This is a genomic window from Paenibacillus hodogayensis, assembly GCF_039536325.1.
Lineage (GTDB): Bacteria > Bacillota > Bacilli > Paenibacillales > NBRC-103111 > Paenibacillus_AB > Paenibacillus_AB hodogayensis.
Genome location: NZ_BAAAYO010000009.1, coordinates 42,957 through 67,140 on the forward strand (window position 1 = coordinate 42,957; position 24,184 = coordinate 67,140).

Annotated in this window: 21 protein-coding genes; 2 read left to right on the plus strand and 19 right to left on the minus strand. The window is 59.6% G+C overall.

The annotated features are described in order from the left end of the window. Nucleotides 1–85: 85 nt before the first annotated feature. The 7 genes from ABD796_RS18750 to ABD796_RS18780 form a co-directional block, all read right to left on the minus strand. The gene (locus tag ABD796_RS18750) at nt 86–2,059 is read right to left on the minus strand and encodes a S9 family peptidase (protein WP_344910416.1); all 1,974 of its coding nucleotides are present in this window, start codon (nt 2,057–2,059) and stop codon (nt 86–88) included. 45 nt (nt 2,060–2,104) lie between these two features. After that, a complete protein-coding gene (locus tag ABD796_RS18755; protein ID WP_344910418.1) occupies nt 2,105–3,652 on the minus strand; it encodes an ABC transporter substrate-binding protein in 1,548 nt (515 codons plus the stop codon). Between the two features lie 60 nt (nt 3,653–3,712). Further along, nucleotides 3,713–4,690 carry an ABC transporter ATP-binding protein gene (locus ABD796_RS18760; RefSeq protein ID WP_344910420.1) on the minus strand — a complete coding sequence of 326 codons (978 nt, stop codon included), beginning with the start codon at nt 4,688–4,690 and terminating at the stop codon, nt 3,713–3,715. Beyond that, entirely contained in the window at nt 4,687–5,697 is a 1,011-nt protein-coding gene (locus ABD796_RS18765; protein WP_344910423.1) for an ABC transporter ATP-binding protein, read from the minus strand. Before ABD796_RS18765 ends, ABD796_RS18760 begins: the two co-directional genes overlap by 4 nt. Further along, entirely contained in the window at nt 5,694–6,575 is an 882-nt protein-coding gene (locus ABD796_RS18770) for an ABC transporter permease (RefSeq protein ID WP_344910615.1), read from the minus strand. The genes ABD796_RS18765 and ABD796_RS18770 overlap by 4 nt, the downstream gene beginning before the upstream one ends. 55 nt (nt 6,576–6,630) lie before the next feature. Beyond that, on the minus strand, nt 6,631–7,548 hold the full coding sequence (locus ABD796_RS18775) for an ABC transporter permease (protein WP_344910619.1): 918 nt from the start codon (nt 7,546–7,548) through the stop codon (nt 6,631–6,633). 159 nt (nt 7,549–7,707) lie between these two features. Continuing rightward, nucleotides 7,708–9,132, minus strand: a complete 1,425-nt coding sequence (locus ABD796_RS18780; protein WP_344910425.1) for an MFS transporter — start codon at nt 9,130–9,132, stop codon at nt 7,708–7,710. A gap of 136 nt (nt 9,133–9,268) precedes the next feature. Between ABD796_RS18780 and ABD796_RS18785 the strand changes: the two genes are divergently transcribed. Beyond that, nucleotides 9,269–10,156, plus strand: a complete 888-nt coding sequence (locus ABD796_RS18785; RefSeq protein ID WP_344910427.1) for a LysR family transcriptional regulator — start codon at nt 9,269–9,271, stop codon at nt 10,154–10,156. Here ABD796_RS18785 and ABD796_RS18790 read toward each other — a convergent pair. From ABD796_RS18790 to ABD796_RS18830, 9 genes are all read right to left on the minus strand, one after another. Then, nucleotides 10,141–11,496 carry an LLM class flavin-dependent oxidoreductase gene (locus ABD796_RS18790; RefSeq protein ID WP_344910429.1) on the minus strand — a complete coding sequence of 452 codons (1,356 nt, stop codon included), beginning with the start codon at nt 11,494–11,496 and terminating at the stop codon, nt 10,141–10,143. The two genes, ABD796_RS18785 and ABD796_RS18790, sit on opposite strands and share 16 nt — an antisense overlap. A gap of 34 nt (nt 11,497–11,530) precedes the next feature. Next, on the minus strand, nt 11,531–12,283 hold the full coding sequence (locus tag ABD796_RS18795; protein ID WP_344910431.1) for an amino acid ABC transporter ATP-binding protein: 753 nt from the start codon (nt 12,281–12,283) through the stop codon (nt 11,531–11,533). Further along, nucleotides 12,280–12,990, minus strand: coding sequence for an amino acid ABC transporter permease (locus tag ABD796_RS18800; protein WP_344910434.1), 711 nt, complete (start codon nt 12,988–12,990; stop codon nt 12,280–12,282). The genes ABD796_RS18795 and ABD796_RS18800 overlap by 4 nt, the downstream gene beginning before the upstream one ends. Continuing rightward, nucleotides 12,987–13,757, minus strand: coding sequence for an amino acid ABC transporter permease (locus ABD796_RS18805; RefSeq protein ID WP_344910436.1), 771 nt, complete (start codon nt 13,755–13,757; stop codon nt 12,987–12,989). The genes ABD796_RS18800 and ABD796_RS18805 overlap by 4 nt, the downstream gene beginning before the upstream one ends. A gap of 31 nt (nt 13,758–13,788) precedes the next feature. Then, the gene (locus ABD796_RS18810; RefSeq protein ID WP_344910439.1) at nt 13,789–14,649 is read right to left on the minus strand and encodes a transporter substrate-binding domain-containing protein; all 861 of its coding nucleotides are present in this window, start codon (nt 14,647–14,649) and stop codon (nt 13,789–13,791) included. 243 nt (nt 14,650–14,892) lie between these two features. After that, complete coding sequence (locus tag ABD796_RS18815; protein WP_344910442.1) at nt 14,893–15,621, minus strand: glycerophosphodiester phosphodiesterase; 729 nt, start codon at nt 15,619–15,621, stop codon at nt 14,893–14,895. 21 nt (nt 15,622–15,642) lie between these two features. Next, nucleotides 15,643–16,929 carry an ABC transporter substrate-binding protein gene (locus ABD796_RS18820; RefSeq protein WP_344910444.1) on the minus strand — a complete coding sequence of 429 codons (1,287 nt, stop codon included), beginning with the start codon at nt 16,927–16,929 and terminating at the stop codon, nt 15,643–15,645. A gap of 48 nt (nt 16,930–16,977) precedes the next feature. Then, nucleotides 16,978–17,874, minus strand: a complete 897-nt coding sequence (locus tag ABD796_RS18825; protein WP_344910446.1) for a carbohydrate ABC transporter permease — start codon at nt 17,872–17,874, stop codon at nt 16,978–16,980. A gap of 25 nt (nt 17,875–17,899) precedes the next feature. After that, nucleotides 17,900–18,784, minus strand: coding sequence for a carbohydrate ABC transporter permease (locus ABD796_RS18830; protein ID WP_344910448.1), 885 nt, complete (start codon nt 18,782–18,784; stop codon nt 17,900–17,902). 353 nt (nt 18,785–19,137) lie between these two features. On the opposite strand from ABD796_RS18830, the gene ABD796_RS18835 reads away from it, so the two are divergent. Then, nucleotides 19,138–20,061 carry a LysR family transcriptional regulator gene (locus ABD796_RS18835; RefSeq protein ID WP_344910450.1) on the plus strand — a complete coding sequence of 308 codons (924 nt, stop codon included), beginning with the start codon at nt 19,138–19,140 and terminating at the stop codon, nt 20,059–20,061. 67 nt (nt 20,062–20,128) lie between these two features. Here the strand turns inward: ABD796_RS18835 and ABD796_RS18840 are convergent, their stop codons facing one another. Genes ABD796_RS18840 through ABD796_RS18850 form a run of 3 tightly spaced genes read right to left on the minus strand, consistent with a single transcriptional unit; the run spans nt 20,129 to nt 24,166 of the window. Further along, a complete protein-coding gene (locus ABD796_RS18840) occupies nt 20,129–21,427 on the minus strand; it encodes an MBL fold metallo-hydrolase (RefSeq protein ID WP_344910452.1) in 1,299 nt (432 codons plus the stop codon). Then, nucleotides 21,424–23,061: an ABC transporter permease gene (locus tag ABD796_RS18845; protein WP_344910621.1), complete on the minus strand. Its 1,638-nt coding sequence runs from the start codon at nt 23,059–23,061 to the stop codon at nt 21,424–21,426. The genes ABD796_RS18840 and ABD796_RS18845 overlap by 4 nt, the downstream gene beginning before the upstream one ends. 34 nt (nt 23,062–23,095) lie before the next feature. Next, the gene (locus ABD796_RS18850) at nt 23,096–24,166 is read right to left on the minus strand and encodes an ABC transporter substrate-binding protein (protein WP_344910623.1); all 1,071 of its coding nucleotides are present in this window, start codon (nt 24,164–24,166) and stop codon (nt 23,096–23,098) included. Between the last annotated feature and the right edge of the window lie 18 nt (nt 24,167–24,184).

Sequence of the window (24,184 nt, forward strand, 5' to 3'; positions counted from 1 at the left end):
TGCAGCGAGTTTTGGAGTTGAGAACAAGATGTCTGAGCGGCAAGGCAGTCGTTTTCGGATTGAAACGGGCTTCCCAAGCTTTCGTTCAACTTAAATAGCTCTTAAACCAGCCCGCGATCCGGTTGAGCCGCTCGATTCGCAGCTGCGGATGTCCTTTGCGCGACAATTCGTGGCTGGACTCGGGGAACCGGACGAACTGCGTCGTCTTGCCGAGCTTCTTCAACGCGGCGTACAACTGTTCCGCCTGCTCGATCGGGCAGCGTAAATCGTTCTCCCCGTGCAAAATGAGCAGCGGCGTTTTCACGGCTTCCGCATAGGCAATTGGCGACTGCCTCCAGAACGCTTCCGTATCGCGCCAGGGACTCCCGCCGATCTCCTCCTCGGCAAAAAAATAACCGATGTCGCTTGTGCCGTAAAAGGACAGCCAGTTGGAGATCGAGCGCTGCGTCACGGCAGCCCGGAACCGGTTCGTATGGCCGACAATCCAGTTCGTCAAAAATCCGCCGTAGCTGCCCCCGGTTACGCCGAGCCGGGTTTCATCCGCGTTCGGGTCGTGCTTGATTACGTAATCGACGCCCGCCAGCACGTCCATATAGTCCCCGCCGCCGTAGTCGCGGCGGCAGGCGTCCGCGAAGCGTTGGCCATAGCCGTGGCTGCCGCGCGGATTGGCATAGACGACGCCGAACCCTTGCGCGGCCAACAGCTGAAATTCCAGCATAAACGTGCTGCCGTACATCGCATGCGGTCCGCCGTGAATTTCAAGGACGACCGGATACGGCTTCCCGCCCCTGTCCTCCTCCGCCCCCGCAGGCTTCATATACCAGCCGTGCAGCGCACCGCCATCAGGCGCCGTCGTCCGGAACGGTTCGGGAGCGCTCAGCCGGACATCGTCCAACAAAGCGTCGTTGCTGCGGGTCAGCCGCGTTTCATGGCGCGTCTGCAGGTCCAGGCGGTACAAGTCGCCGGGCGACAGCGCGTCGGCGGAGGCGATCCATAGCGTTCCGTCGTCCGGCTGTCCGGCGAAATGGTACACTTCGCGTTCTCCTTGCGTGATCGGCACATACGCGCCGCCCGCGCCGAAACGGTACACCTGCACATCGCCCTGCACGGAAGCGAGCGCATAGAACGATTGGCCGTCCCGGCTAACGAGCAGCGGCGTCGGCAGTGCGGAGCGCATATCGTTCACGACGGCGTTGCCGATGTGCACGTCCAGCCCTTCACTCAGCAGAGAAGCCTCGCCCCCGTCTGCCGGTATCACGTACAAAGCGTTGTGCGTGGCGCCGGCAAACCGTCTGTCGTGGCCTATAAAAGCCAATCGGGTGCCGTCCGGCACGAAAGCCAGCCGGTGAATCGCGTAACTGGCTTCCGTCAGCTTGCGCAGCGATCCCTCTTCCAGATCGACCGCGAACAATTCCTGCGTCAAAGTCCGATCCGGGTCCGTCTCTCCGTCCAGCCTTCTGGCTGCGAAGGCGATCCGCTTTCCGTCCGGCGACCAGACGGAAGTGAGTACGTCGAAGCTCGGGTCCGTCACGGCCCGCACCGGCTCCCGGCCGTCAACCGCATAGACGTATAGCCGGGTAACCGAGCCGGTCCAGATGCCTTCTCCGTCGGCTCGCCATTTGAGCCGCTCGACCACCCGAACCGCGGGCGCGGCGGTCCCTTTTGACGACTGACCGGCCGGCTTGCCGTTCAGCAGCAGCCGTTCACCGTCCGGCGACCAGGCGAACGAGCCGACCTCGATATCGTCCGGCGTTAGGGCGAACGCTTCGCCTCCGTCCGCGGGAACCGCCCACACCTGCTGACGGTCTCCCCGCTTGCGGATAAAAGCGATTCGCTTCCCGTCCGGCGACCACGACGGCGAGCTGTCCTGCTCGCCCGCCGTGAACGTCCGGTCTGCGGAACCGTCCGCCCTGACCACATGAATTTGGGAACGGTATCCGCTCCGGTCCTCATTGACGGTTCGGGAAACGTAGGCTATGCTGGCGGCGTCCGGACTCGGCGCGGCGTCGCCGACCCATGCGAGCCGGTATAAATCTTCGGCGGTTATCGGTCTTTTCATCCCGTACTCCTCCTGTTCGGATTGGCGTTGAATCCGATCTTGGTCTTATTTGCCGGCTTTCAGCGAAATTTCGTCGGCGACGTACAGCTCGTCGAGTCTAGGCTTGTAATCGATCTTGTCGCTGACGCCGTAGCGGCCCTTCAGCTGGAACAAATAAACAGCCGGACGATCCTTGACGATCTGCTGCTGTACCGCCTGATATTGCTGTTCTCTTTCCTTGGCATTCATGTTTTTGGCCGCGTTTTTCAGCAGCTTGTCGACTTCTGCATTGTTGTAATCGGTGATGCCTTTTGCCCGTTCGATCTGGTATTGGTCGAGCACACTGCCGTCGAAGTCGGAGTTGCCCCAGCCGAGCAGGCTCACTTCGTTCAGCGTTTTGGAGTTGAGCTTTTCGGCGAACTTGTTCTGCTCCAGCAGATCGACGTTCGCTTTGATGCCTACGGCGTCCAGCATGCCGGCGACCGCTTCGGCCACTTCCTTGAACATGTTGTTCGCGGAAATGTTGATCTTCAGCCCATCCCCGTAGCCCGCTTCCTGGAGCAGCGCCTTCGCTTTCTGAGGATCGTACGCAAATTTGTCGAACAGGCTGTTGTCGGCGCCGAAATTGCCCGGCGTTACTTGGGTTTTCGTCGGAATGGCCGAGCCGCCCATGATTTTGTCGGCGATCTCCTTGTTGTTGACGGCGAGCTCGATCGCTTCCCGTACTTTCGGATTGGCGGTCGGTCCGTCGCCTTGCGTCTTGAACCACATCTGAATGACGCGTTGGATCGGCGCGAGCACGGCGTGCGTCTTATCGTTCTTCTCTACCCGGTCGACGTCGCCCGGCGCGATGTTGACGGCAATATCGACCCCGCCGGTCAGCAATTCAGCCGCGCGCGTCGAATCTTCCGGAATGGTGCGGAATACGACTTTATCCCATTTCGGCTCTCCGCCGTAATACGACTTGTTCTTCACCAGCTCCACGCGATCGTCCTTCAGCCATTTACTGTATTGATACGGACCGGTGCCGACCGGATTTTTCAGGAAAGCGTCGAAGCCTTGATCCTTGATGTACTTGGACGGGAAAATGCTGGCCGTGTTGCCCGACAAACGGTTGAGCAAAATCGGGTCCGGCTCCTTCGTCGTAATGTCTACCGTGTAATCGTCGACGATCTGGATCGCGTTCAGGTTTTTGAAGGTAGAGTTCGCGATCAGCTTCGTATCTCCCATCACGCGTTCGAGCGAATATTTGACGTCCGCCGAGGTGAACGGGTCGCCGTTATGGAACTTCACGTCCTTGCGCAGAACGAAGCGCCAGGTGAGCGGGTCTTTCTGCTCCCAGGAGGCGGCGAGCAGCGGAGCGATCTGGTAATTCGCGTTCGCGTCCTTCTTCACCAGGGAATCGAAGACGTTGACGAGAACGGCGGACGTCAGTGTAATGTTGTTGTTCTGAAAATCGAACCCTTTAATATCGGAAGCGTGAGCAATCGTAAGCACCTTCTCGGCAGCAGGCGTTCCGCCGCTAGCGTCAGAGCCGGGCTTGCCCGAGCATGCGGTCAACGCCAGCGCGGTCAGCAACAGAAAAATAAGAGCTTTGGAATACATTCGTTTCATCTTGTGTATAAACCTCCTTGTTGTGGTGAACCCCTTTGTGAATTGGCCTAAAAAGATACGTTATAAAGGAAAATGGCACGCGACCGCATGGCCGGCTTCCTCCGTCAATACGGGGGCGGTCTGCCGGCACAAGTCCCGGGCGTACGGGCAGCGGGCCTGGAACGGGCACCCGGGCACCGCCGCGACGGAGTCCCCGACCTCCCCCTGCACGATGACGCGCTCCTTCCGCTCTCCCGGATGGGAGGCCGGAAGCGAAGCCAGCAGCGCTTCGGTGTACGGATGCCGTGGGTGCGCGAACAGCTTGTCCCGCTCGGCGATTTCCACGATCTTGCCCAAATACATCACGGCGACCCGGTCACTGATATGCTTCACCGCCGGCATTCCATGCGAAATGAACACATATGTCAGCCGGTACTCTCGCTGCAGCTTCTTGAGCAAATTGAGAATTTGCGCCTGAATCGACACGTCCAGAGCCGATACGGCTTCGTCGCATACGATCAGCTTGGGCTTCAGCGCCAAAGCGCGGGCGATGCCGATGCGCTGACGCTGGCCGCCGCTGAATTCGTGCGGGTAGCGCGACATATGATGCTCGCCCAAGCCGACGGCTTCCAGCAGCCCGGCGACCTCGCGGCGGATATCAGCTCGCGGGACGGTTCGGTGTATGCGCAGCGGCTCGGCAATCGTATCGCCGATTTTCATGCGCGGGTTCAAGGACGAATACGGGTCCTGGAACACGATCTGCATATCGCGGCGGACCGCATGGAGCTTATCCGGCGGCAGCCCGGTCAACAATTGCCCCCCGAAGCGGATTTCCCCTGCGGTCGGCGGCAACAATTGCAGAAGCATCTGGCCGACCGTCGACTTGCCGCAACCCGATTCGCCGACGATACCGAGCGTCTCCCCTTCGTACACGTCGAGGTCGACGCCGTCCACGGCGCGAATATAGTCGGCCTTGCCGAACAGCCCGCGTTTCGTTTCGTAAAATTTGCTCAGCCCTCTCGCTTGCAGCAGGGGCGGCGCAACTGGCGCTTCGTTCATGTTCCCGCCTCCCTTGGGTGAAAGCAGCTGACTTCGTGCCCATCGCTGCCGACCGTCTCCAGAATCGGACGCTGGCGGGAGCAGAGCTCCGTCGCATAAGGGCATCTCGGCTGGAAGGCGCAGCCTGTTGGCAGATCGGTCAGCGGGGGCACGGTACCCGGAATCGAATACAGCTCCTCCCGCTGCTGATCGATCGTCGGCATCGAGCCGAGCAGCCCGCGGGTGTAAGGATGCTTCGCATTGTCGAACAGCTCGGTTGCGGTCGCCTGCTCAACGATCCTCCCGGCATACATGACCGCCACCCGGTCGGCCATTTCGGCGACAACGCCCAGATCGTGCGTAATAAAGATAACGCCGGTTCCGGTTTCCCGGCACAGCTTGCGAATCAGCTGGAGAATCTGCGCTTGAATCGTCACGTCCAGCGCCGTGGTCGGCTCGTCGGCGATAAGCAGCTGCGGCTTGTTGGACAGCGCCATGGCGATCATCACCCGCTGGCGCATGCCGCCGGACAGCTGGTGGGGAAAGCGGCGGAGCGTCAGCTCCGGATCGCGGATGCCCACCTGGCGGAGCAGGTCCAGACTTTGCTCGCGCAGCTCGCGCTTGCCGATCTTTCCGGCGGTGCGGATTTTCTCGCCGAGCTGGTTGCCGATCGTAAACACCGGGTTCAAGGCGCTTAACGGGTCCTGAAAAATCATCGAGATGCGGCGGCTGCGAACGTCGCGCATCTGCTTCGGGCTAAGCCGCAGCAGATCGGCGCCCTGCAGCTTGACGCTGCCGCCCGCGATCGTTCCGGGAGAACGGATGAGCCGCATGATCGACAGGGACGTCACGCTTTTGCCCGAGCCCGACTCGCCGACGATCGCCAGCACCTCGCCTCGGTCCACCGCAAACCCGACTCCGTCCACCGAGGTCACTGTTCCGCTCCGCGTCGGGAAGACGGTGGTCAACCCGCTTACCTCCAGCAGACGGGACTCGTCCCCTTCGGTCTTCGCCGGTTCCGTCGTCATCGGCCTCCCCCTTTCCCCATGCGGGGGTCGAGCTTGTCCCTTAACCAATCCCCCAGAAACGTAATCGACAGCACGGTAATCGTAATCGCCAAGCCCGGAAAGGTGGATACCCACCAGCTTGAAGCCAAATACTGTCTGCCGTCGCTGAGCATGCCGCCCCAAGTGACCGTCGGAGGCTTGATGCCTAAGCCTAGAAAGCTCAGCGACGCTTCCGTCATAATCGTCGAGGCTACGTTCATGGTGGCGATAACGACAAAGGAGGACAGCACGTTCGGCAAAATATGTTTGAAAATGAGCCGCGCGCTGCCCGCCCCGACGGAACGAGCCGCACGCACGTAGTCGCGCTCCTTGGCGCTCAGCACCTCCGCGCGCATGACCCGGGCGTAGGACACCCAGCTCGTAACGCCGATCACCACGATAAGCGTCAGCAGGCCCGGTCCGAGTACGGCCATGACGAACAAGATGAGCAGCAGCGTCGGGATCGCCAGCAAAGCGTCGATCACCCTCATGACGATATGGTCGATCCATCCGCCGAAGAAGCCGGCCGCAATGCCGAGCACCGCGCCGATCGACCCCGACACCGCAACCGCGCTGATGCCGACCAGCAGCGACATGCGCGAGCCATACAGCAAGCGGCTCCAGATGTCCCGCCCCAGATGGTCGGTGCCGAGGAAATGATCGGCCGTCCCGCCCTCCATCCACATCGGCGGCAGCAGTCTCAGCGACGATTGAATGGTAATGGGATTGTGCGGTGCCAGAAGCGGAGCGAACAGGGCGGCTGCGGCGACGATCAGGAACAGAACTGCGCCGATGGCGCCTGTCCCTACCCGCAGCCTGCGCCGTCGGGTCCGCTTGGCTGCGGGCGCCAGGGAAGGGATGGCTGCTCCTTTCGCCTCTATGTCCGATGACTGCAAGGGTCGCTCCCCCTTCCTTCTAATGGTATTTAATGCGCGGATCCAGCAGCCGGTAAGTCAAATCGACGATAAAATTGACGACAATGACCAGTACGGCCACGACGAACGTAGCCGCTTGTACGATCGCCATATCGCGGGAATTCATCGCGGAGAGCATCAGCTGACCGAGACCGGGCCAGGCAAAAACCGTCTCGACGATCAACGCCCCGCCGATCAGTTGCGGCAATTGCAGCCCCATAACCGTCACGACCGGAATCAGACCGTTGCGGAACACGTGCTTGAAGATTACGGTCCATTCGCGCAGCCCTTTGCTTCGGGCCGTCAAAATATAGTCCTCCTGCATAATATCCAGCAGGCTGGCCCGAATGAGCCGGGTCATCTCCGCCGCCATCGCCGCGCCGAGCGTAATCGCGGGAAGCACCAGATGGTTCAGCGTGCCTCTTCCGGAAACAGGGAATAATTGCAGATTTACCGAGAATAATAAAATGAGCATAATGCCGATCCAGAAGTTGGGCATCGCTTTTCCCAGCACCGAAACGCCGGAAATGCCGAAGTCCCAGAAGGTCGATTTTTTGATCGCGGCAAAGGTACCCAGCGGCACCGAGATGACGAGCGCGACGAGCATGGAAACGACAGCGAGCTCGAAGCTGGCGGGCATGCGCTCCAGCACGACGCTCAAGGCCGGTTCGCTGAAATGGTACGATTGTCCGAAATTGCCGTGAAGCAAATGGTTCAAAAAAATCAAATATTGCACGAATATAGGACGGTCCAGGCCTAGCGCCTGGGTCAAAACCAGCTTGTCCTCGTCCGTCGCCGTTTCCGGCAGCAGCAGCGCCACCGGATCGCCCGTCACCTGCACCAGAAAAAAGACGATCGTCGCGATGATGAACAGCGTAGGAATCATCAGCAGCAGCTGCCGAAACATATACTTTTGCAAAAAAATCACCTCAATCGTGACCCGCCCCCATAAGCCTCCATAACAAAAAAGAGGCCTACATCGGCGCACGCAAAACGAGCGCCAAGATGATAGGTCCCTCTAGCTGTCTAGTCGGTAACTCATCGAGTTTGTCCGTTTATACTATTATAATTATTCCGATCAGTCAAGTGTGTTTTTGTCGTATGATGGTGAATGTTGTCGATTTTTGGAAATCGTTTGCTTCCGGCCCGATGCGGCCAGCAGTGCGTACAAGATAGCTGCCAGCGCAACCAGCACGGCAAGCGCGAGGAACAGGTCGCTGTAAACGAGCCCCGGACCGCCGCCATGCAGCGGGTTGAGCTTGACCCCATGCGCCCCGACATCGAGCGCCCGCCCGAGCGCCGCAGTCGACACCGCGCCGGAGATAAATCCGACCATGCTGAACAGCCCCATGCCTACACCGGTCTGATCCCCAGGCAGCGTTCCCGAAACCGTATTCGACAAAGCGATCTGCATAAATGTCTGCCCGACGTTGGCCAGCACGAGAACCCCGGCGATCAGCGCCGGCGACGAGCCGGCCGCCCATGAAAGCAGCACAAACCCCGAAGCCAGCAGCGCAGCCGCTCCGCCATACAGCGCCGCACTCCCCCGCCGATCGGCAATTTTCCCGCCTAATCGCCCCAGAAACGCGGCCATGGCTGCGGCCGGCAGCATCGTCAGCCCGATATGACGCGGAGCCAACCCATTCACGTTCCCAAGCAGCAGTGGAACGAGAAACGGCGTGCTGAAAAAGGCGCATGAGGAGGCAAACGCTACGAGCAGACTGAACGCAAACCGTTTGTTGCCGAACAACAGCGAAGGCCGAATGAACGGCTCCCGCGTACAGCGAATACGGATCCCGAACAAGCCGAACAGCACACACCCCGCAACCGCAAGCAGCGGTCCGCCGCCCGTCAGCGCGCCAAGCCATGCCGCCAACGTGCCGCCAAGCAGGAGGCCGCCCCACAGATCGGTCGGCTTCGCCGTTCCTTTGGCATCGTCCAGACAGGAGCGAAACAAAGGAAGCGCGATCAGGGCGAGCAGAGACAGCAGGAACAACAAACGCCAGCTGGCCGCGCTCGTAATGAATCCAGCAACGGACGGACCGATCGCCGTGCCGAGCGCGATGCCCGTGGCGGTTACCCCAAGCGCCCGGCCTCGCGTCTCTCGTGGAAAATAACGCACCGGTATGATCACCGACGCGGCTGTTATCGCCGAAGCGCCCGTCGCCTGAAGGACGCGCCCCAGCACGACGATCCAAAACTCGTTGGCCGCCATGCCCGCAAGCGAACCGAGCGCGAACCCGATGAGGCCGAATGTCAGCAGGTCCTTCAATTTGAACTTGTCGGCCAGCTTGCCGTACGTCACGGAGCCGATGGCAAACACGATCATGTACGGCGTTTGCATCCAGCTGGCTTGCGAGGGCGATAACCCGAATTCGGCGCTGATCTGCGGGAGCGCCACGTTGAACATCGTCGCGTTCATGACGGAGATGGTGAGGGCGAAGGCCAGCGCAAGAAGCAAAGGTTTCTCCTTCGTCAGCTTTACGTAGGAATTTGAATTCATATCGAGCAGCCTCTTTTCCAAACACGATTTTCCCCTTATTATAAAAATTGACAATTCATATCGTCCAATCTATTATTTTGCTTATTATGATAAACCCGATTCATGATTAACCCATGAGGGAAGAGGTGCAAGCCGGATGGAATTGAACCAGATGGAATATTTTTTGACGGTAGCGAAGCTGCAGCATGTGACCCGCGCTGCGGAGTCGCTATCGATTACACAGCCGGCGCTCAGTCATTCGATCGCCAAACTGGAGGAGGAGCTGGGGATGCCGCTGTTCGAGCGCAGCGGGCGCAACGTCCGGCTTAACGCCTGCGGCGAGCTGTTCGCCGCGCGGGTCGAGCGGGTGCTGCAGGAGATCAAGAAGGGCAAGCAGGAGCTGGAGGCGTTTGCGAATCCGGACACCGGGGTCGTGTCCATCGCGTTTCTGAACATTTTCGGCACGCGGCTCGTTCCGTGGTTTATCAGCAAGTTCCGGGAACGCTATCCCGACGTCCGCTTCGAGCTGCAGCAAGGGACGGACAGCTTCGTCCGCAGCCGGCTGGAGACGGGAGCGAGCGATTTGTGCATCTCGCTGCCGCGCTGGGACGAGCCAGGCTTCGCTTGGCATCCCGTCTGCTCGTACCGGCTCGATATGGCCGTGCCAAGCGGCCACCGCTGGCAAGACCGCGGCAGCATCGGGCTCGCCGAGCTGGCCAGTGAGCCGTACATCGGGCTGAAAAACCAATGCGGCTTGAAAAGCGTCCTCGACAGGCTGTTCGCAGCGGCCGGAGTCAAGCCGAACGTTCTCTACGAGGCGGAGGACTTGCCGACCGTATCCGGCTTCGTGTCCGCCGGTCTGGGCATATCCGTCCTGCCCCGGTCGTACAGCGTCGAATTGAACGGCATCGCCTGGGTGCCCCTCGATATCAGGGCAGCCGAGCTTCCCGTGGAGATGGGCTGGAAGGAGAAGCGGCATCTCTCTCCCGCCACCGTCCGGTTCCGGGATTTTCTGATCGACAGGCAGCACTATTTACCGGCTTGAGCGCCCGCTTTCGCATAGCGGTTTAGCGGTACAGGCAGCCCCAGGTTGCCCCGCAGCGTATCGCTTTCGTACTCTTGGCGGAACAGCCCACGCTGCTGCAAGATCGGCACCACCTCATCGACGAATCGCTCCAGGCCGTCCGGCAACACCGGCCCGGCGACGAAACCGTCCGCTCCCCGCGCTTCGAACCGCTCCTGAATGCGGTCGGCCACTTGCTCCGGCGTGCCGATCGCGAACGCGTCCCGCGGCGTCGCCACCTGAAGCGCCGTCTGGCGCAGTGTCAGCCCCCGCTCCCTGGCGTTGCGTTTGAAGCGCTCAATCATACTGCGGTAGCCGTTGCGGCCTACGTCGCCGAGCTCGGGAAACGGCTCGTCGAGCGGATATTGCGTAAAGTCATGATGCCCGTAATACCGGCTCAGATTGTCCAGCGCTTCCTCGACCGACACCAGCCCGGCCACTTCGGCGTACCGGCGCTCCGCTTCCTCCGTCGTGCTGCCGATGATCGGAGCGATCGCCGGGAAGACGAGCAGATCGTCGGGGTTGCGGCCCAGCGCGGCGGCCCGCCCCTTCACATCGGCATAGAAGGCGACCGCCTCGTCCAGCGTCTCGTGCTCGATGCCCGTGAACACGGCGTCGGCCTCGCGGGCCGCATACGCCCTCCCTGCGTCCGACGAGCCTGCTTGGAATACGACCGGATGGCCCTGCGGAGAACGCGCGATATTAAGCGGACCCTTCACCGAGAAAAAATCGCCGCGATGGTGCAGCGCATGCAGTTTGGCCGGATCGAAAAACACCCCGGACGCTTTGTCCCGCAAGAACGCGTCGTCCTCCCACGAGTCCCACAGCCCGCGCGCGACGCGCAGAAATTCCTCGGCGATGCGGTAGCGCAAGCCGTGATCGGGATGCGCCTGCGGCTGCCCGCCCTTGCCGAAGTTGAGCGCCGCGCCGTCGATGGCGGACGTCACCACGTTCCAGCCGGCGCGCCCGCCGCTGAGCATATCCAGCGACGCAAGCTGCCGCGCGGCCGTGAACGGGTCGCTGTACGTGGTGGACAGCGTGCCGACCAGCCCGATCCGCTTGCTTACGGAGGCCATGGCACTGAGCAGCGTCAGCGGCTCGAAGCGGTTCAACGTATGGGGAATCGACTTCTCTTCGATATACAGACCGTCTGCGATAAACACAAAATCCAGCTTACCCTCCTCCGCCTTCTCCACCCACTTCCGATACACGTCCACATTCACGCTTGCGTCGGCAATCGCATCGGGATGTCTCCATGTCGACGTCCCTCTTCCGACGCCAAGCAGCATGGCGCCAAGCTTCAGCTGTCTGCGTTCGGCCATCGTTCGTCCCTCTTCTCTTTGTTGGTTGCGGCGGTCAGCGCGCATCGAGCGGAGCCGGGTGCAAGCGCCGCAAAAACTGCCGCGTGCGCTCCTGCTGCGGCCTCGCGAACAGCGCGGCAGGAGCCCCCTCCTCCACAATGGCGCCATCGTCCATAAACACGACGCGGCTCGCCACCTCGCGGGCGAAGCCCATCTCGTGGGTGACGATCATCATCGTAATGCCTTCGCGGGCCAGGCTGCGGATAACGGCCAGCACCTCGCCCACCAGCTCGGGGTCCAGCGCGGAGGTCGGTTCGTCGAACAAGATGACCTCCGGCTCCATCGCCAGCGCGCGGGCGATGCCGACGCGCTGCTGCTGTCCGCCGGACAAGCGGCTCGGGTAAGCGTCCAGCTTATCCGCGAGCCCCACCTTTTCCAGAAGGGCCGCGCTTCGGGCCCGCGCTTCCACCTTGGGCATTTTTTTGACGATCAGCAGCCCTTCCATCACATTTTCCAGCGCAGTCTTGTGCTTGAACAGGTTGTACTGCTGGAACACCATTGCCGTTTTGCGGCGCAGCTCGTGTATGTCCCGCTTCCTTGCGTACCGACAGTCGACCGTAAAGCCGCCGATGGCTATAGAGCCTTCGTCCGGCTTCTCCAGGCAGTTTACGCAGCGCAGCAGCGTCGTCTTGCCCGAGCCGCTCGGGCCTACAATGACGACGACCTCGCCGTCCGCGACCGTCAGGTCGATACCCTTCAGCACGCGATGGTGGCCAAACGTTTTGACAAGGCCGTTCAGTCCGATCATGCCGCGCCTCCTTCTCCGTAAGCCCGCAGGCGTCTCTCGATAAGCGCCGCCGCGCCCTCGACGGCCGCTGTCAGCGCCCAGAAGAGAGCCGCTGCGGCCAAGTAAGATTCAAAATATTTCCAGTTGTTCGAGGCAACGATCTGCGCTTTGGCGTTAATGTCCACGACCGATACGGCAAAAACGAGCGTGGACGCGTGCAGCATGCCGATAACCGCGTTAGACAAGCTGGGGACGGCGGCGGCAAGCGCCTGCGGCATTACGATGCGCCTCAGCGTCTGGGACGGCGTCATGCCAAGCGACAGCGCGGCCTCCGTCTGTCCCCGGCCGACCGCAAGCAGGCCGGACCGGACCACCTCCGACATATAGGCGCCGGACGTGAGCGAGAAGGCCAGGAAGGCGAAGGCGATCATCGGAATGGAAGCGGTATTCACTTTCCAGCCGCATATCCCGGCCAAGCCGTCGATCAGCGCCGGAAGTCCGAAATAGACAAGTAACAGGTGCGTCAGCATCGGCGTGCCGCGGATAAACGTCACGTAAGCGGCGGCGGCCGGGTAGAGCACGGGAACCCGATACATCCGGACGACAGCGACCGCAACTCCGATAAGGAAGCCGCATACAACCGCTACGAACGTGACGAGCAGCGTAGTCGGAACGGCGGTCAGCAGCTCGATGAACGCCGTTCCGATAAAGGCCAAATCGAGTTTCATAGGCTAACGTCTCCTTTGCCTGCCGGCCGCCGAAGCAGCAGCCGCATGCGGCGGCTTCGCCGCGGGACGTCGGCGGAAGGCTCCCGCTCGTGGCGGAGCAGGCGCCGTTCGGCTTGACGGAACAGCTTTTCCAGCGCGAGGCTGATCAGTAAATAAATAAGTGCAAGCGAAAGGTACGTTTCCGTAAAATGTCGCGTCAGCATCCCGAGCGTCTGCGATTTGCCGGTAAGCTCCATCACGCCCAGCGTAAATGCGAGCGACGTGTCCTTGAGCATCGCGATGACGGCGTTGGCGAACAACGGCAAGGCTACCGGCAGCGCCTGCGGCAGCACGATGCGCGTGAACGTCCGGTAGCCGCTCATGCCGATGGCGTACGCCGCCTCCGCCTGCCCGCGGTCGACCGCCAGAACGGCCGACCGGATCATCTCGGACATGTAGGCGCCGCCGTTCAGCCCATAGGTTGCGATCACAAATAGCAGCACCGGCGCCCGCGTCACATCGATATGAGCAAACTTCAGCAGCTCGGGCAGCCCGTAATAGAACAAGAACAGCTGGATCAGAATCGGGGTTCCGCGAAAGAAGGAAACGTACGCCTGCGATATGTTTTGCAAAACCGGCACGCGGTACAGCCGGGGCAGAGCGACGAGCAGTCCGGCAATCAGACCCAGCAGCGTCGCGCCGGCGACGATGCGCAAGGTCACGTCCAGCGTCGTCAGCAGCATCGGCACGAAGCGGAAGACGTAAGCGATATCGAATGCGGCGCCCAAATTCCCGCGCCTCCTCTCTTTGCCGGATAGCTTACGGTGCGGGGCTTTTCGTATAATCCGCGCCGAGCCACCGTTCGCTTAGCCGCGTGAGCGTGCCGTCCGATCGGATCGCTTGCAGCGCCTTGTCGAACGCGTCCGCCAGCTTCTGCTCCGCCGGATCGTCCTTGCGAAACACGTACAGCACCTCGCTGCTGTCGAGCGCCCCGCCTACCGATTTCAGCTTACCCTGCGGGTCGATGAGCGACAGCGTGAAATCGGCGGCAAGCGTCGCGTCGACGCGGCCGGAGGCCAGCTGGCTGACCGCATCGTCGGCGGCGCCGCTCTGGTATACGATCGATAAGGCGTTGTCGTGCGCCTTGTTGTAGTTTTCCAGCAATACCGCTTGGGCGCTGGTGGCGTTGGTCAATACTTTCTTGCCTTTCAGATCGTCGAGCGTCTTGATCGGGCTGTTGTTGTCCTTGCTGACGATAATTTTCGTCTGCCGGTACGTGTATGGCTCTTTATTGAACAAATATTTTTGCTCGCGCTCTTTCGTGCGCAGCATTTGCGCGGCAATGACGTCGATTTTGCGCGTTTCGAGGCTCAAGAGCAAGTTCGTAAAATCCATCGCCTGCAGCTCGAACTCATAGTCCGGCAGCCTCTTGTCGATTTCCTTGACCAACTCCACGTCGAATCCGGTCAAGTTGCCCTTCTCGTCGATGTAGAACACTTTGGGGTAAGTCGTGCTCGTGCCAATCACGACCTTGGCCGCCTTCTGCTGCGCGGCTCCGGCCGCTTCCGCAGCGGCGGTTGCGGCGGCTGGCGCAGACGGGGCGGTCTGGCCGCCCGAGCCGCAAGCCGACGCCGTCAGCGCGAGCGTCATAAGGGCTGCGAGTGCATGTAACCTGTTCATCGTTCGGACTCCTTCTGTTTTTGAGAGACGGCGATACTATTCGTATAATTCCCATCTCTTTAATGTGTTTTATTGCTGCGTCAACCTTACCATCCGCCCGCTCCGGCCGTCTAATGAGCCTTTTCGATCTTTTTGATGAAAAACATTCATGAGACGATCCCTGCCGCGAGCCCGCTCGGACAAAAAAAAGAACCTTTGCACCCCGCTAGCTTCATACGCGGGTGTAAAGGTTCTTTATCTTACTTATTGCCGATTCGACGCTTCCTCTCCGTTCAGAGCCTCATGCAGCTTCTCCGGGAAATTGATTGTCATCCCATCGACACCGCATTGCAGGCAGTGGCGCATCAGCGCTTCGTCCTTCACTTTCCAGGCGCGCACCTCGAAGCCTTCCCGCTTCAATAGATTCACCTGCTCCTTCGTGAGCGTCTCCGCATTCGGGCACAGCTGCCCGACCCGGGTTTCCTTCAGACGCTCCAGCAGATCGGCGTCCCATTGGTTCGCCAGATAGCCTAACGGAATGTGCTCGTCCAGACGGCGAAGCTGCCTAAGGCTGTCGAAATCGAACGACGTCACGACGGCATTGGACTGCAATTCGTACTTCCTGACGACGTGCGCCACCTCTTCCTCGATTCCGTCGTCCTTCAGCTCCAGAGCAAGCTTGAGCGGCTTGCGGCCGAACAAATGGGCGAACGTCTCGAAGCTGATCAGACGTTCTCCGGCATAAGCCGGGGCAAACCACGAGCCGGCGTCCAGCTCTTGCAATTCCGCCCATGTATAGTCGGTATGGCGGCCGCTGCCGTTCGTCGTGCGCTCCAGCCGGTCGTCGTGCAACAGGAAGACGACGCCGTCGCGGCTGATGCGCAGGTCGGTCTCCAAGCCGTTCGCTCCTAGCTGGATGCCGTAATAAAACGCCGCCAGCGTATTTTCCGGGGCATATTGAGAGGCTCCGCGATGAGCCAAATTCATGAACATACAGGCGTTCCCCTATTCAAATTATTTATAGGATTTCATATAATCGACCACTTCGGCCTGTAGCTTGTCCATGATCGTCTGCGGGTCGAGCTTCGGATCGTTGTGCACCGCTTCGATCGCATTGATAATACCGGACCAGATGAGCGCGTCGGCCGGGTGAATGCTTTCGCCGCGGAGGAATTGCGCCTGATCGATCGTCACCTTGAAGTTGGGATCCTTCGTCAGATGCTCCTTGAAGCTGGGCAGCTCGAACGCCGACGTTTTAATCGGAATGTAACCGGTTTGCATCGAGTTTTTGGCCGTATTGTCCACGCTGGTCAAGAACGAGACGAGCTTCCAGGAAGCTTCCTCATGGGCTTTGTCGGACTTGAAGATGCCCAGGCCGTTGCCGCCGATCGGCACCCAGCGCTCTTTGATTTTCGGCAGGAAGGCGACGCCGATCTCGAACTTGTCCCCGACTTGTTTTTTCATTCCGGCCAGACTGGCCCCCGAACGGAAAAGCATAGCCAGTTTGCCGGCGTTAAAATCTTCGGTCGACGTTTTGATCTGGTTCGGCGGCATCACTTTGGAGACGTGAACCGCATCCTGAATGGAACGCAGCGTCTCCACCGCCTCTTTGCCGTTCAGATTCGGCGTTCCGTCTGCTTTGATCAACTGCCCGCCGCGGTTCCACACCATAGGCTGGAAATACCACGGGCTGTCGCTGCTCAAATTCACGCCCCAAGTTCCGTTCCCGGCCAGCTTTTTGCCGGCTTCGATCAGTTCGTCCCACGTATCCGGCACCTTCACGCCGTTTTTCTCGAAAAGCGTTTTGTTGTAGTATAATACCGGCGTGCTGCTTTGGAACGGAATAACCCACTTCTTTCCTTTATACGTATAGCGCTGCCAGAAACCCGGCATGACGTCCTCGATTTCGGCTTTGGACATGAAGCTTTCGATCGGCAGCAGCTTGCCGCTGTCGGCAATTTGCGGAATCGCGTGGCGCTGTCCGAGCTGGACGACATGCGGGGTCGTGGCGGAAACGATGCCGGCCTGCACCTTCTTGGCCATTTCGTCGTAATCGCCCATAAACTCCGCCTCTACCTTGATGTTCGGATTGGCCGAATGGAAGGCGTCCAAGTAGTCTTTGAGCAGCCCGCTGTCGGTTGTCCACATCTTCAGCGTAACGGGACCTGCGGGAGCCGCGCTCTTGCCGTCGGCCGAACCGTTCTTGTCCGCGCCGTCACCGGCCGGATTTCCCGAACCGCCGCCGCAGCCGGTCATGAATGCCAACAATACCGCCATCGATAGAAAAGCTGTTTTTTTCAACTTCCTCCGCCTCCTGATTATCGATTCGGACCGTCTGACGCAGTCCGTTTATTTAAGTCCGCTCGTGATCATGCCGCGTACGAAATATTTTTGCAGGAACAGGAACAAAAGCAGAATCGGCATAATGACGAACGTCGAAGCGGCCAACAGCTGCGGCCATTGCGTTCCCAGCTCCTTGTCGACCATATAGCTGAGCCCGATCTGCACCGTCCTCATCTGCGTCGTGTTCGTTACCAATAACGGCCACAGGTAGCTGTTCCACGAATTGATAAAAGCGAAAAGGCTGAGCGTCGCGGCGATCGTCTTCGATATCGGCAGCACGATGCGCAGGAGAATGCCGAAGTGCGAGCAGCCGTCGATTTTCGCCGCGTCGAGCAGGTCGCGCGGAATGGTCAAGTAAAACTGCCGCAGCAGAAAAATACCGAACACGCTTGTCAGAGCAGGCAATATCATGGCCAGATGGGTATTGATCAGCCCGAGCGACTTGATGACCAGATAAGAAGGGATCATCGTCGATTCGAACGGAATCATCGTCGTGGCGATGAAGATCAAGAACAACGCCTGTTTTCCTTTGAACGACACGCAGGCGAACGCATAAGCGGCCAAGCTGCACGTAATGAGCTGTCCGATCACCGTAGCCACGGAAATGGCCAGGCTGTTCAGAAAAAAGCGGCCAAACGGGGCCCGTTGCCACGCATCGATATAATTGCTCCATTGCCACGTGCGGGGAAGTGTCAAAATGTCGCCGCTGAAAATTTCATCCGGCATTTTCAACGAGCCGAGGAACATCCATAGGAACGGGAACATCATCGCCAGCGAAAGCACGATCAGCAGCACATGCTTGACGACAAGAACGGACCATGCCTTGAGCTTCCGTTCGGACACGTTGAGGGTTCGCGCCGGCGCCGCGCCCGCGTTCCTCCATACTCCGGTAGTAGCTTTCAACGTTACCTTCCTCCCGATAAGCGATTTATTGATAATGCACCTTGCGGCCGATTAAAGCCATTTGCACCCAGGTGAGCAGCAAAATAATGACGAGCATCGCAATGGCGATGGCCGAGGCATAGCCCATCTGGAACCGTTCAAACGCATATTTCCATAAATGCATGACGATCAGTTCCGTACTCTCCGCTGGCCCGCCGCGGGTCATGACGGAAATTTGCGTAAATGTCTGCAGTTGTTCGATCGTCAGATAGATCAGCAGGAAGAACACGGTCGGCGTCAGCAAAGGCAGCTTGATCTGGGCGATGATCCGGAACAAGCTGGCGCCGTCCACCTTGGCCGCTTCCTCCAGATCCACGGGTATGGCTTGCAAGCCGGCCAAATAGATGACGACGCAAAACCCGGTCTGCTTCCATATCGCCATAATGGCCAGCGACAGCAGCGACGTATCCGAGGCGTTCAGCCAGCGAAGAGGACCGATTCCGAACCAGGCCAGGACGGAGTTGGCCGTCCCGTAATCGGGGTGATAAATATACATCCAGACGACCGATATCGCGACAGTCGAGGTCACGATCGGCGCGAAAAAAAACGAGCGGTAAATCGTCATCGCAAAGCGCAGCCCTTTATCCAGCAGCAGGGCGAACCCCAGCGACAGCAGCATCGAAGCGGGTACCGTCATGACCGCGTACAGAAGCGTCCGTCCGAGCGAATTGTAGAACTTCTCGCTTGCAAGCAGGCTCCCGTAGTTGTCCAGTCCGACGAAGACGGGCTTCGGCCGCATCATGTCCCAGGAAAGCAAGCTCAAGCCCGCGCTGTAAAAGATCGGAATAATGACGAAGACCAGCAGCAGCAAGGCGGCGGGCAAAATCAGCAGGTACCCGATGGCGTTCTCGCGCAACCTGGCAGCAGTCATACGACCACCTCCTCTGTTTAGGTAAATGTCCGGACCCTTCAGTCTTATGGACAAACTCGGACCGACATCGAAGTTATTGTAAACCGGATTCATCATCGGACTGTTAACAGCATTATTAAGAAATTGTCAACAATCGTGAAAGCGCTTTCTTTTGTAGGCGAAACAAACGCGTCCCGCCCTAGGCAGTCGTGTGTTAATTACTATTAAACGAAACCATCAATCGCCCTCTTCCTTGTCAGCCTGCACCCGTCTGCGGTGCCGGACAGTTTTCATTATAATCGTCCGCTTGTGTTCCGTGAAATAGTTAGATACAATGCACCTATAATAAAAAGTTATAGGAAGGGACGACCGATATGCAGCTGCGAGACATCCAGTACACGGTCACGGTGGCCAGGGAGCTGAGCTTCTCCAAGGCGGCCCACAAGCTGTTCGTCAGCCAGCCGGCCTTGAGCCAGTGCATCCGGAAGCTGGAGGCCGAGCTCGGTACGCCGCTGTTCATCCGCGAGAACAGCACGGTCCGGCTGACAAGCGCGGGAGAGCTGTTCGTGAAAGAGGGCAGCGAAATTTTGCGCATGAGCGAACGTTTGAAGCAAAGAATCGCCGATACGGGAGAGGAGCAGCTTCGCATCGGCATTTCTCCGTTCTACAGCAAGCTGTACCTGCCCCGTATCATTCCGGCGTTCAATAAGCTGTATCCGCGGGTCGCGCTGGACATTACGGAAATGCATTCCGCGGCGCTCGAACAGCTCGTGCGGGAGGACAAGGTCGACTTCTCCATGATCCCGCTCCCGCTTGCCGATTCGGAAATCGAATACCGGCCTATTTACCAGGAGCAAATTTTGTTCGCCATACCCAGAGACCACGAGCTGCACAGGAGTCTGACCCCTCCGCTGTCGGGCGGTATGCCCTTTATCGACCTGAGGTTGGCGCGGAACGAGCCGTTTATTTTTTTGAAAAAAGAGCAGAAGTTTACGAGTATGGGGTTCCGTTTATGCAGCGAAGCCGGATTTGCGCCCAACATCGTTTTCGAGACGATGAACTGGGATACGGTGGATGCGCTTGTCGCCAACGGCATGGGGGTCGGGTTCGTGCCGGAAATTTTGACGGGCTCGTCTGCGCATGCGGAGAAGCCGACGTATTGCCGCATGATCGGCGAACATACGACCCGTTCTTACGGCGTAGCGTACAAAAAAGGACGGGAGCTCTCGGCCTCCGCCCACAATTTTATCGATGTCGCCCAAAGCTCATTTTACAAAATCGGGACCGAGAGCGGCTGATGGCCGGCCGAGTATCCGAACGGCTCCCGCCTCCCCTGCGCGCTCTCTCGGCAAGCCTGCCGCGAGCTTAGAACGGCAGCGTCTCCCCCGCCTGCAAAGAAAACAGCCCCTGGAACGTCTCCTCCTCCAGCTGCCTGCGCAGCGCGTCCGTCCCGTCCTTCGCGGCGTGAACGAGCAAGCTTCGCCGGCTCGGCACGGCCCGCAGCATCGCGCGCACGTCGGGCAGCCCCTGGTGCACCTTGTAGCTGACGAACAACGCCCGGCAGCGCCCGGCAGCCGCCGGGACTTCCAGCAGCGTGCGGCCGAACGAGCCCGGCGCCAGATGACCGGTCAGGATAACGACATTGTCTTCGCTACCAACCAGCCTTTCATAATACCATTGGGCTTTGGCCGAATGCATCATCCCGTCGCTCGTCACGATGATTCCGCCCCTGCCGGACGTCAAAAAGCGCTCTCTGTGCACGTCGTCCTCCGCAACCTGGAACGAGCGGCCGGCAAGCAAAGCGTGAATCCGCTCTACCGCCCCCGGCTTCAGCCATTCCGGCCGCAGCGCGAGACGCTCCAGCCCTGCGAGCAGCTCTTTCTCCGCCAGCAGCGGACAGTCCGCGAACGTCTCCCGCGCCCACAGCAGGAGCTCCTGGCCCCGGCCTACCGCCGGTACGGGCAGCAGCACGGTCCCTCCGCGCTCCAGCGTATGCGCCACCGCCGAGCGCAGCCTGCTTATTTTCTCGTCCTGCCTTTCCCTGTCGAGCCCGTAAGCCGCATCCACAATCGCCAGATCGATCGTCTCCGGCGACGTCGCGGAGCAGTCGGTCCATTCCGGCGAATCCGCGGCAAGCAGCGATGACTCCCCCGAGTAGTCCCCGGAAAAAAAGATGCGCTTGCCGTTCAAATCCAGCTGCAGCCAGACGGAGCCGAGCAGATGGCCGCTTCTGCCCCACCGGGCGCGTATGCCCGGTGCGGCCTCGAACCAGTGCCGCGCCGGCGCGGCGTCCTCCAGATAAGCGCAGCGGATGGCGGTGATATGCTCCGGGCCGTAAGGCAACCCGGCGGCGTGGCGTTCCGCGTACGTTTGCCAGGAAGCGAAGTACCCGGACAGCTGCTCCTCCGTTTCGCGGGTCGTCCACACCGTCCCGGCGTACCCCATTTTGTACAGCAGCGGGATCGCCATCGAATGATCCTCGTGCGAATGGGACAAAAAAACGGCGTCGAGCTGCGAAACGACCGTTTCGTCCAGCAGCGGGTATTCGCCGGCCCCCGCTTTTTTGACGCCGCAATCCAGCATAACGCGAACCCGCCCGTCGGATAGTACATAACAGGAGCGGCCGTGCTCGCCGGCCCCTCCCCATACGGTCAATTCAGTCATGTCACATTCCACTTTCTCTTGGCGCTCAAGTAATTGATAACAAGCAGCATAACGGTCGTCACCCCGACGGATACGACGGCCATCGCCATGCCGAGCGACACTTTGCCCTGCTCGAACTGGGCGAATATATAGGTGGCCGACGTCTCCATCGAAGGAGGCAAAATCATCAGCGAGGCGACCAGCTCGCGGATCGAGATCGTGAAGGTCATCATCCAGCCCGCCAGCATGCCCGGCACGATCAGCGGCAGCAGGATGCGGCGGAATACGTAGAACGGCTTGCCGCCGAACACCTGCCCGGCCTGGAACAAGGCTGGATCGAGCTGCGAAAAGTTGGATTTGACGTACTGCACCGTATACGGCAGGAAAAAAACCACATACGTCAGCACGACCATGCCATACGTGTTATACAGCGGAATCGGCATCCAGGGCGCGTTCCAGACGAGGATGAGCCCGACGACGATAACGATGCCGGGAACCGTATTCGGCAGCAGGCTGAACAGATCGGTCAGCCGCTGGGGCCACGTCTTGGAGCGGCCGATCGTCAGCGCGAACCAGGTGCCCAGAATAACCGCAATCGTCGCGGCAGTCAACGACAGGCTCATGCTGTTCAAGAGCGCCTGCATGCTTTTCGAGCCCCATGTCAGCAGCTCCGCGTAATAGTTCAGTGTCAGGTTGTTCCAGGCCAGCCCGACGCCGCGCAGCTTCATCAAGGAAGCGGCGATGATCGAGAAATAAGGAACGCCTATCGATACGACGAGCAGTCCGGTCACATACAGCCAGCAGGCGAGCCGCATGCCAACGTTCAGCCGGTACCGCTTGAAGCGGGAGCCTTTGCCCCCGACCAGCCGGTACGAGAACCGGCTGCTGACGACCGACTGCACGTACCAGAGCAGCAGACACGTGCTGAGCAGCACGGAAGCGAGCGCGGTCGCCTTGCCGAAGTCGATCGGCCAGCTTGAAATATATTTATGAATTTCCGACGTCAGCACGTAGTAGCCGATCTTGCGCCCGAACGTAGCCGGCGTTCCGAATTCGGCGATCGTCTTGACGAAGACGAGCAGCGCCCCCATCGCATAAGCGGACAGCAGCAGCGGCATGACGATTCGGACGAACCGGTACATAAACCGTCCTCCGTGAACGGCGGCCGCGTCCTCCTTGCTGCCTCCGATCTGGATCAGCGCATTGCGCAGGACGAGATACAGAAACGGGAACAAGTGCAGGCTCATGATGAGCGTCATGCCGCCGAAGCTGAAGAAGCGATCCGACCAGCCGGCCGCGAACGGCGCAAGCTGCTCAAGGTAGCCGTTCTTCTGCATGAACAAAATCCAGCCCATCGAACCGATGTAAGGCGGCGTCATAAACGGAACAAGCAGGATGACGTCCAGCCACTGATGCCGGATCAAATCCGTCTTGGCCATAATCCACGCCAGCGGCAATGCGAATACGGTAGCGCCGAGAACGACGCACAGGCCGAGCCAAATCGAGTTCAGAAACACTCCGGCCAGATCGCTCTCCATAATCGTTCGCAGCGGAGCAAGAAAGTCCCACTCGCTGTCGGTACGAACGCTGGTCAAAAAAATAGAGAAGAGCGGGACGACTACCAGCAGCACGAGCAGCAGGATCGCCAGAGTCATCCCGAGAAAAGGGTATCGTATTGTTCGGTTCAAGTTATTTGAACATCTCCGTAAATTTTTTCGTTGCGGCTTCGCCGTTCGTATCCATCCACGTCCAATCGACCTTCATAGTCGGAATTTGGTCCGCGCCGGCGCGATCCTTCGCCTTCACGTCTTTGCGCCCCGGAAGCAAATACGTATCCGCCACCATCTTCTGGGCTTCGTCGGAAAGCAGATAATCGATGAACGCCTTGGCGTTGTCGACGTTTTTGCTCGACTTCACGATGGCTGCCGGACGGGGACTGATGACCGTTCCGCTGGCCGGGTAAACGATGTCGACCGGCTCGCCCTTTGCCTTGGCCTGGTAGGCCATGTAATCGACGCCTGCGGCTACGACGCTTTTCGCGCCCGTAATGACCGGATCGAGCGCCTCCTGGTTGGCTCCCGCCTGGGCTACGCCGTTCTTCTTATACTGCTCGAACAACGACCACCCCGCCTCGCCCTTGACGTTCAAATAGCCGGTAATAAAGTCGAGCGCGGAGCCGGACAGCGCCGGGTCGGGAATGTTGACTTTGCCTTTCCACTCTTCTTTGGTCAAGTCGTCCCATTCCTTGGGCGCCGTTTTGACGAGCTTCGTGTTGTACACGATACCGAGGGCGGAGGCGCTGTAGCCGAAGAAATGACCTTCCTTGTCCGACCATTCGGGGATCAGCTTATCCGCATTGACCGCGCTTTTATACTCCATCGTCAAGCCGCTTTTTTTCAAGCCTTGCGCGGAAGGCAGCGATGCCAATACGACGACGTCGACGACCGGGTTCGCCTTCTCGGCTTCCATACGCGACAAAATTTTGCCGGTCGTGCCTTGGAACATTTCGATTTTGACCCCGGTTTTCGCTTCGAATCCTTTCTGAATCCCTTCGGCCAACTCCTTCGGACCGGCGCTGTACACGACCAGCTTGCCGCTCAGCTTCTTCTCTTCTTTGGGCGCTTCCGTCTTTGCCGGCGCAGCGGCCTCCGTCTTAGGCGGCGTCGGAGCGGCGCTTCCGCTTCCGTTCGTATTCGTGCCGGCCGGCTTCGCGCCGCATGCCGTCAATCCCAATCCCACTGCCATCGTCAACAGCAGCATAGCCCCGCTTTTTACTTG

What these genes read in the sequence shown, in the direction of transcription:
- ABD796_RS18840 (WP_344910452.1), bottom strand. Translation starts at nt 21,427, where the DNA reads ATGACTGAATTGACCGTATGGGGAGGGGCCGGCGAGCACGGCCGCTCC.
- ABD796_RS18780 (WP_344910425.1), bottom strand. Translation starts at nt 9,132, where the DNA reads ATGAATTCAAATTCCTACGTAAAGCTGACGAAGGAGAAACCTTTGCTT.
- ABD796_RS18765 (WP_344910423.1), bottom strand. Translation starts at nt 5,697, where the DNA reads ATGACGACGGAACCGGCGAAGACCGAAGGGGACGAGTCCCGTCTGCTG.
- ABD796_RS18795 (WP_344910431.1), bottom strand. Translation starts at nt 12,283, where the DNA reads ATGATCGGACTGAACGGCCTTGTCAAAACGTTTGGCCACCATCGCGTG.
- ABD796_RS18850 (WP_344910623.1), bottom strand. Translation starts at nt 24,166, where the DNA reads ATGCTGCTGTTGACGATGGCAGTGGGATTGGGATTGACGGCATGCGGC.
- ABD796_RS18750 (WP_344910416.1), bottom strand. Translation starts at nt 2,059, where the DNA reads ATGAAAAGACCGATAACCGCCGAAGATTTATACCGGCTCGCATGGGTC.
- ABD796_RS18835 (WP_344910450.1), top strand. Translation starts at nt 19,138, where the DNA reads ATGCAGCTGCGAGACATCCAGTACACGGTCACGGTGGCCAGGGAGCTG.
- ABD796_RS18785 (WP_344910427.1), top strand. Translation starts at nt 9,269, where the DNA reads ATGGAATTGAACCAGATGGAATATTTTTTGACGGTAGCGAAGCTGCAG.
- ABD796_RS18755 (WP_344910418.1), bottom strand. Translation starts at nt 3,652, where the DNA reads ATGAAACGAATGTATTCCAAAGCTCTTATTTTTCTGTTGCTGACCGCG.
- ABD796_RS18760 (WP_344910420.1), bottom strand. Translation starts at nt 4,690, where the DNA reads ATGAACGAAGCGCCAGTTGCGCCGCCCCTGCTGCAAGCGAGAGGGCTG.
- ABD796_RS18815 (WP_344910442.1), bottom strand. Translation starts at nt 15,621, where the DNA reads ATGTTCATGAATTTGGCTCATCGCGGAGCCTCTCAATATGCCCCGGAA.
- ABD796_RS18810 (WP_344910439.1), bottom strand. Translation starts at nt 14,649, where the DNA reads ATGAACAGGTTACATGCACTCGCAGCCCTTATGACGCTCGCGCTGACG.
- ABD796_RS18845 (WP_344910621.1), bottom strand. Translation starts at nt 23,061, where the DNA reads ATGACTCTGGCGATCCTGCTGCTCGTGCTGCTGGTAGTCGTCCCGCTC.
- ABD796_RS18800 (WP_344910434.1), bottom strand. Translation starts at nt 12,990, where the DNA reads ATGAAACTCGATTTGGCCTTTATCGGAACGGCGTTCATCGAGCTGCTG.
- ABD796_RS18830 (WP_344910448.1), bottom strand. Translation starts at nt 18,784, where the DNA reads ATGACTGCTGCCAGGTTGCGCGAGAACGCCATCGGGTACCTGCTGATT.
- ABD796_RS18790 (WP_344910429.1), bottom strand. Translation starts at nt 11,496, where the DNA reads ATGGCCGAACGCAGACAGCTGAAGCTTGGCGCCATGCTGCTTGGCGTC.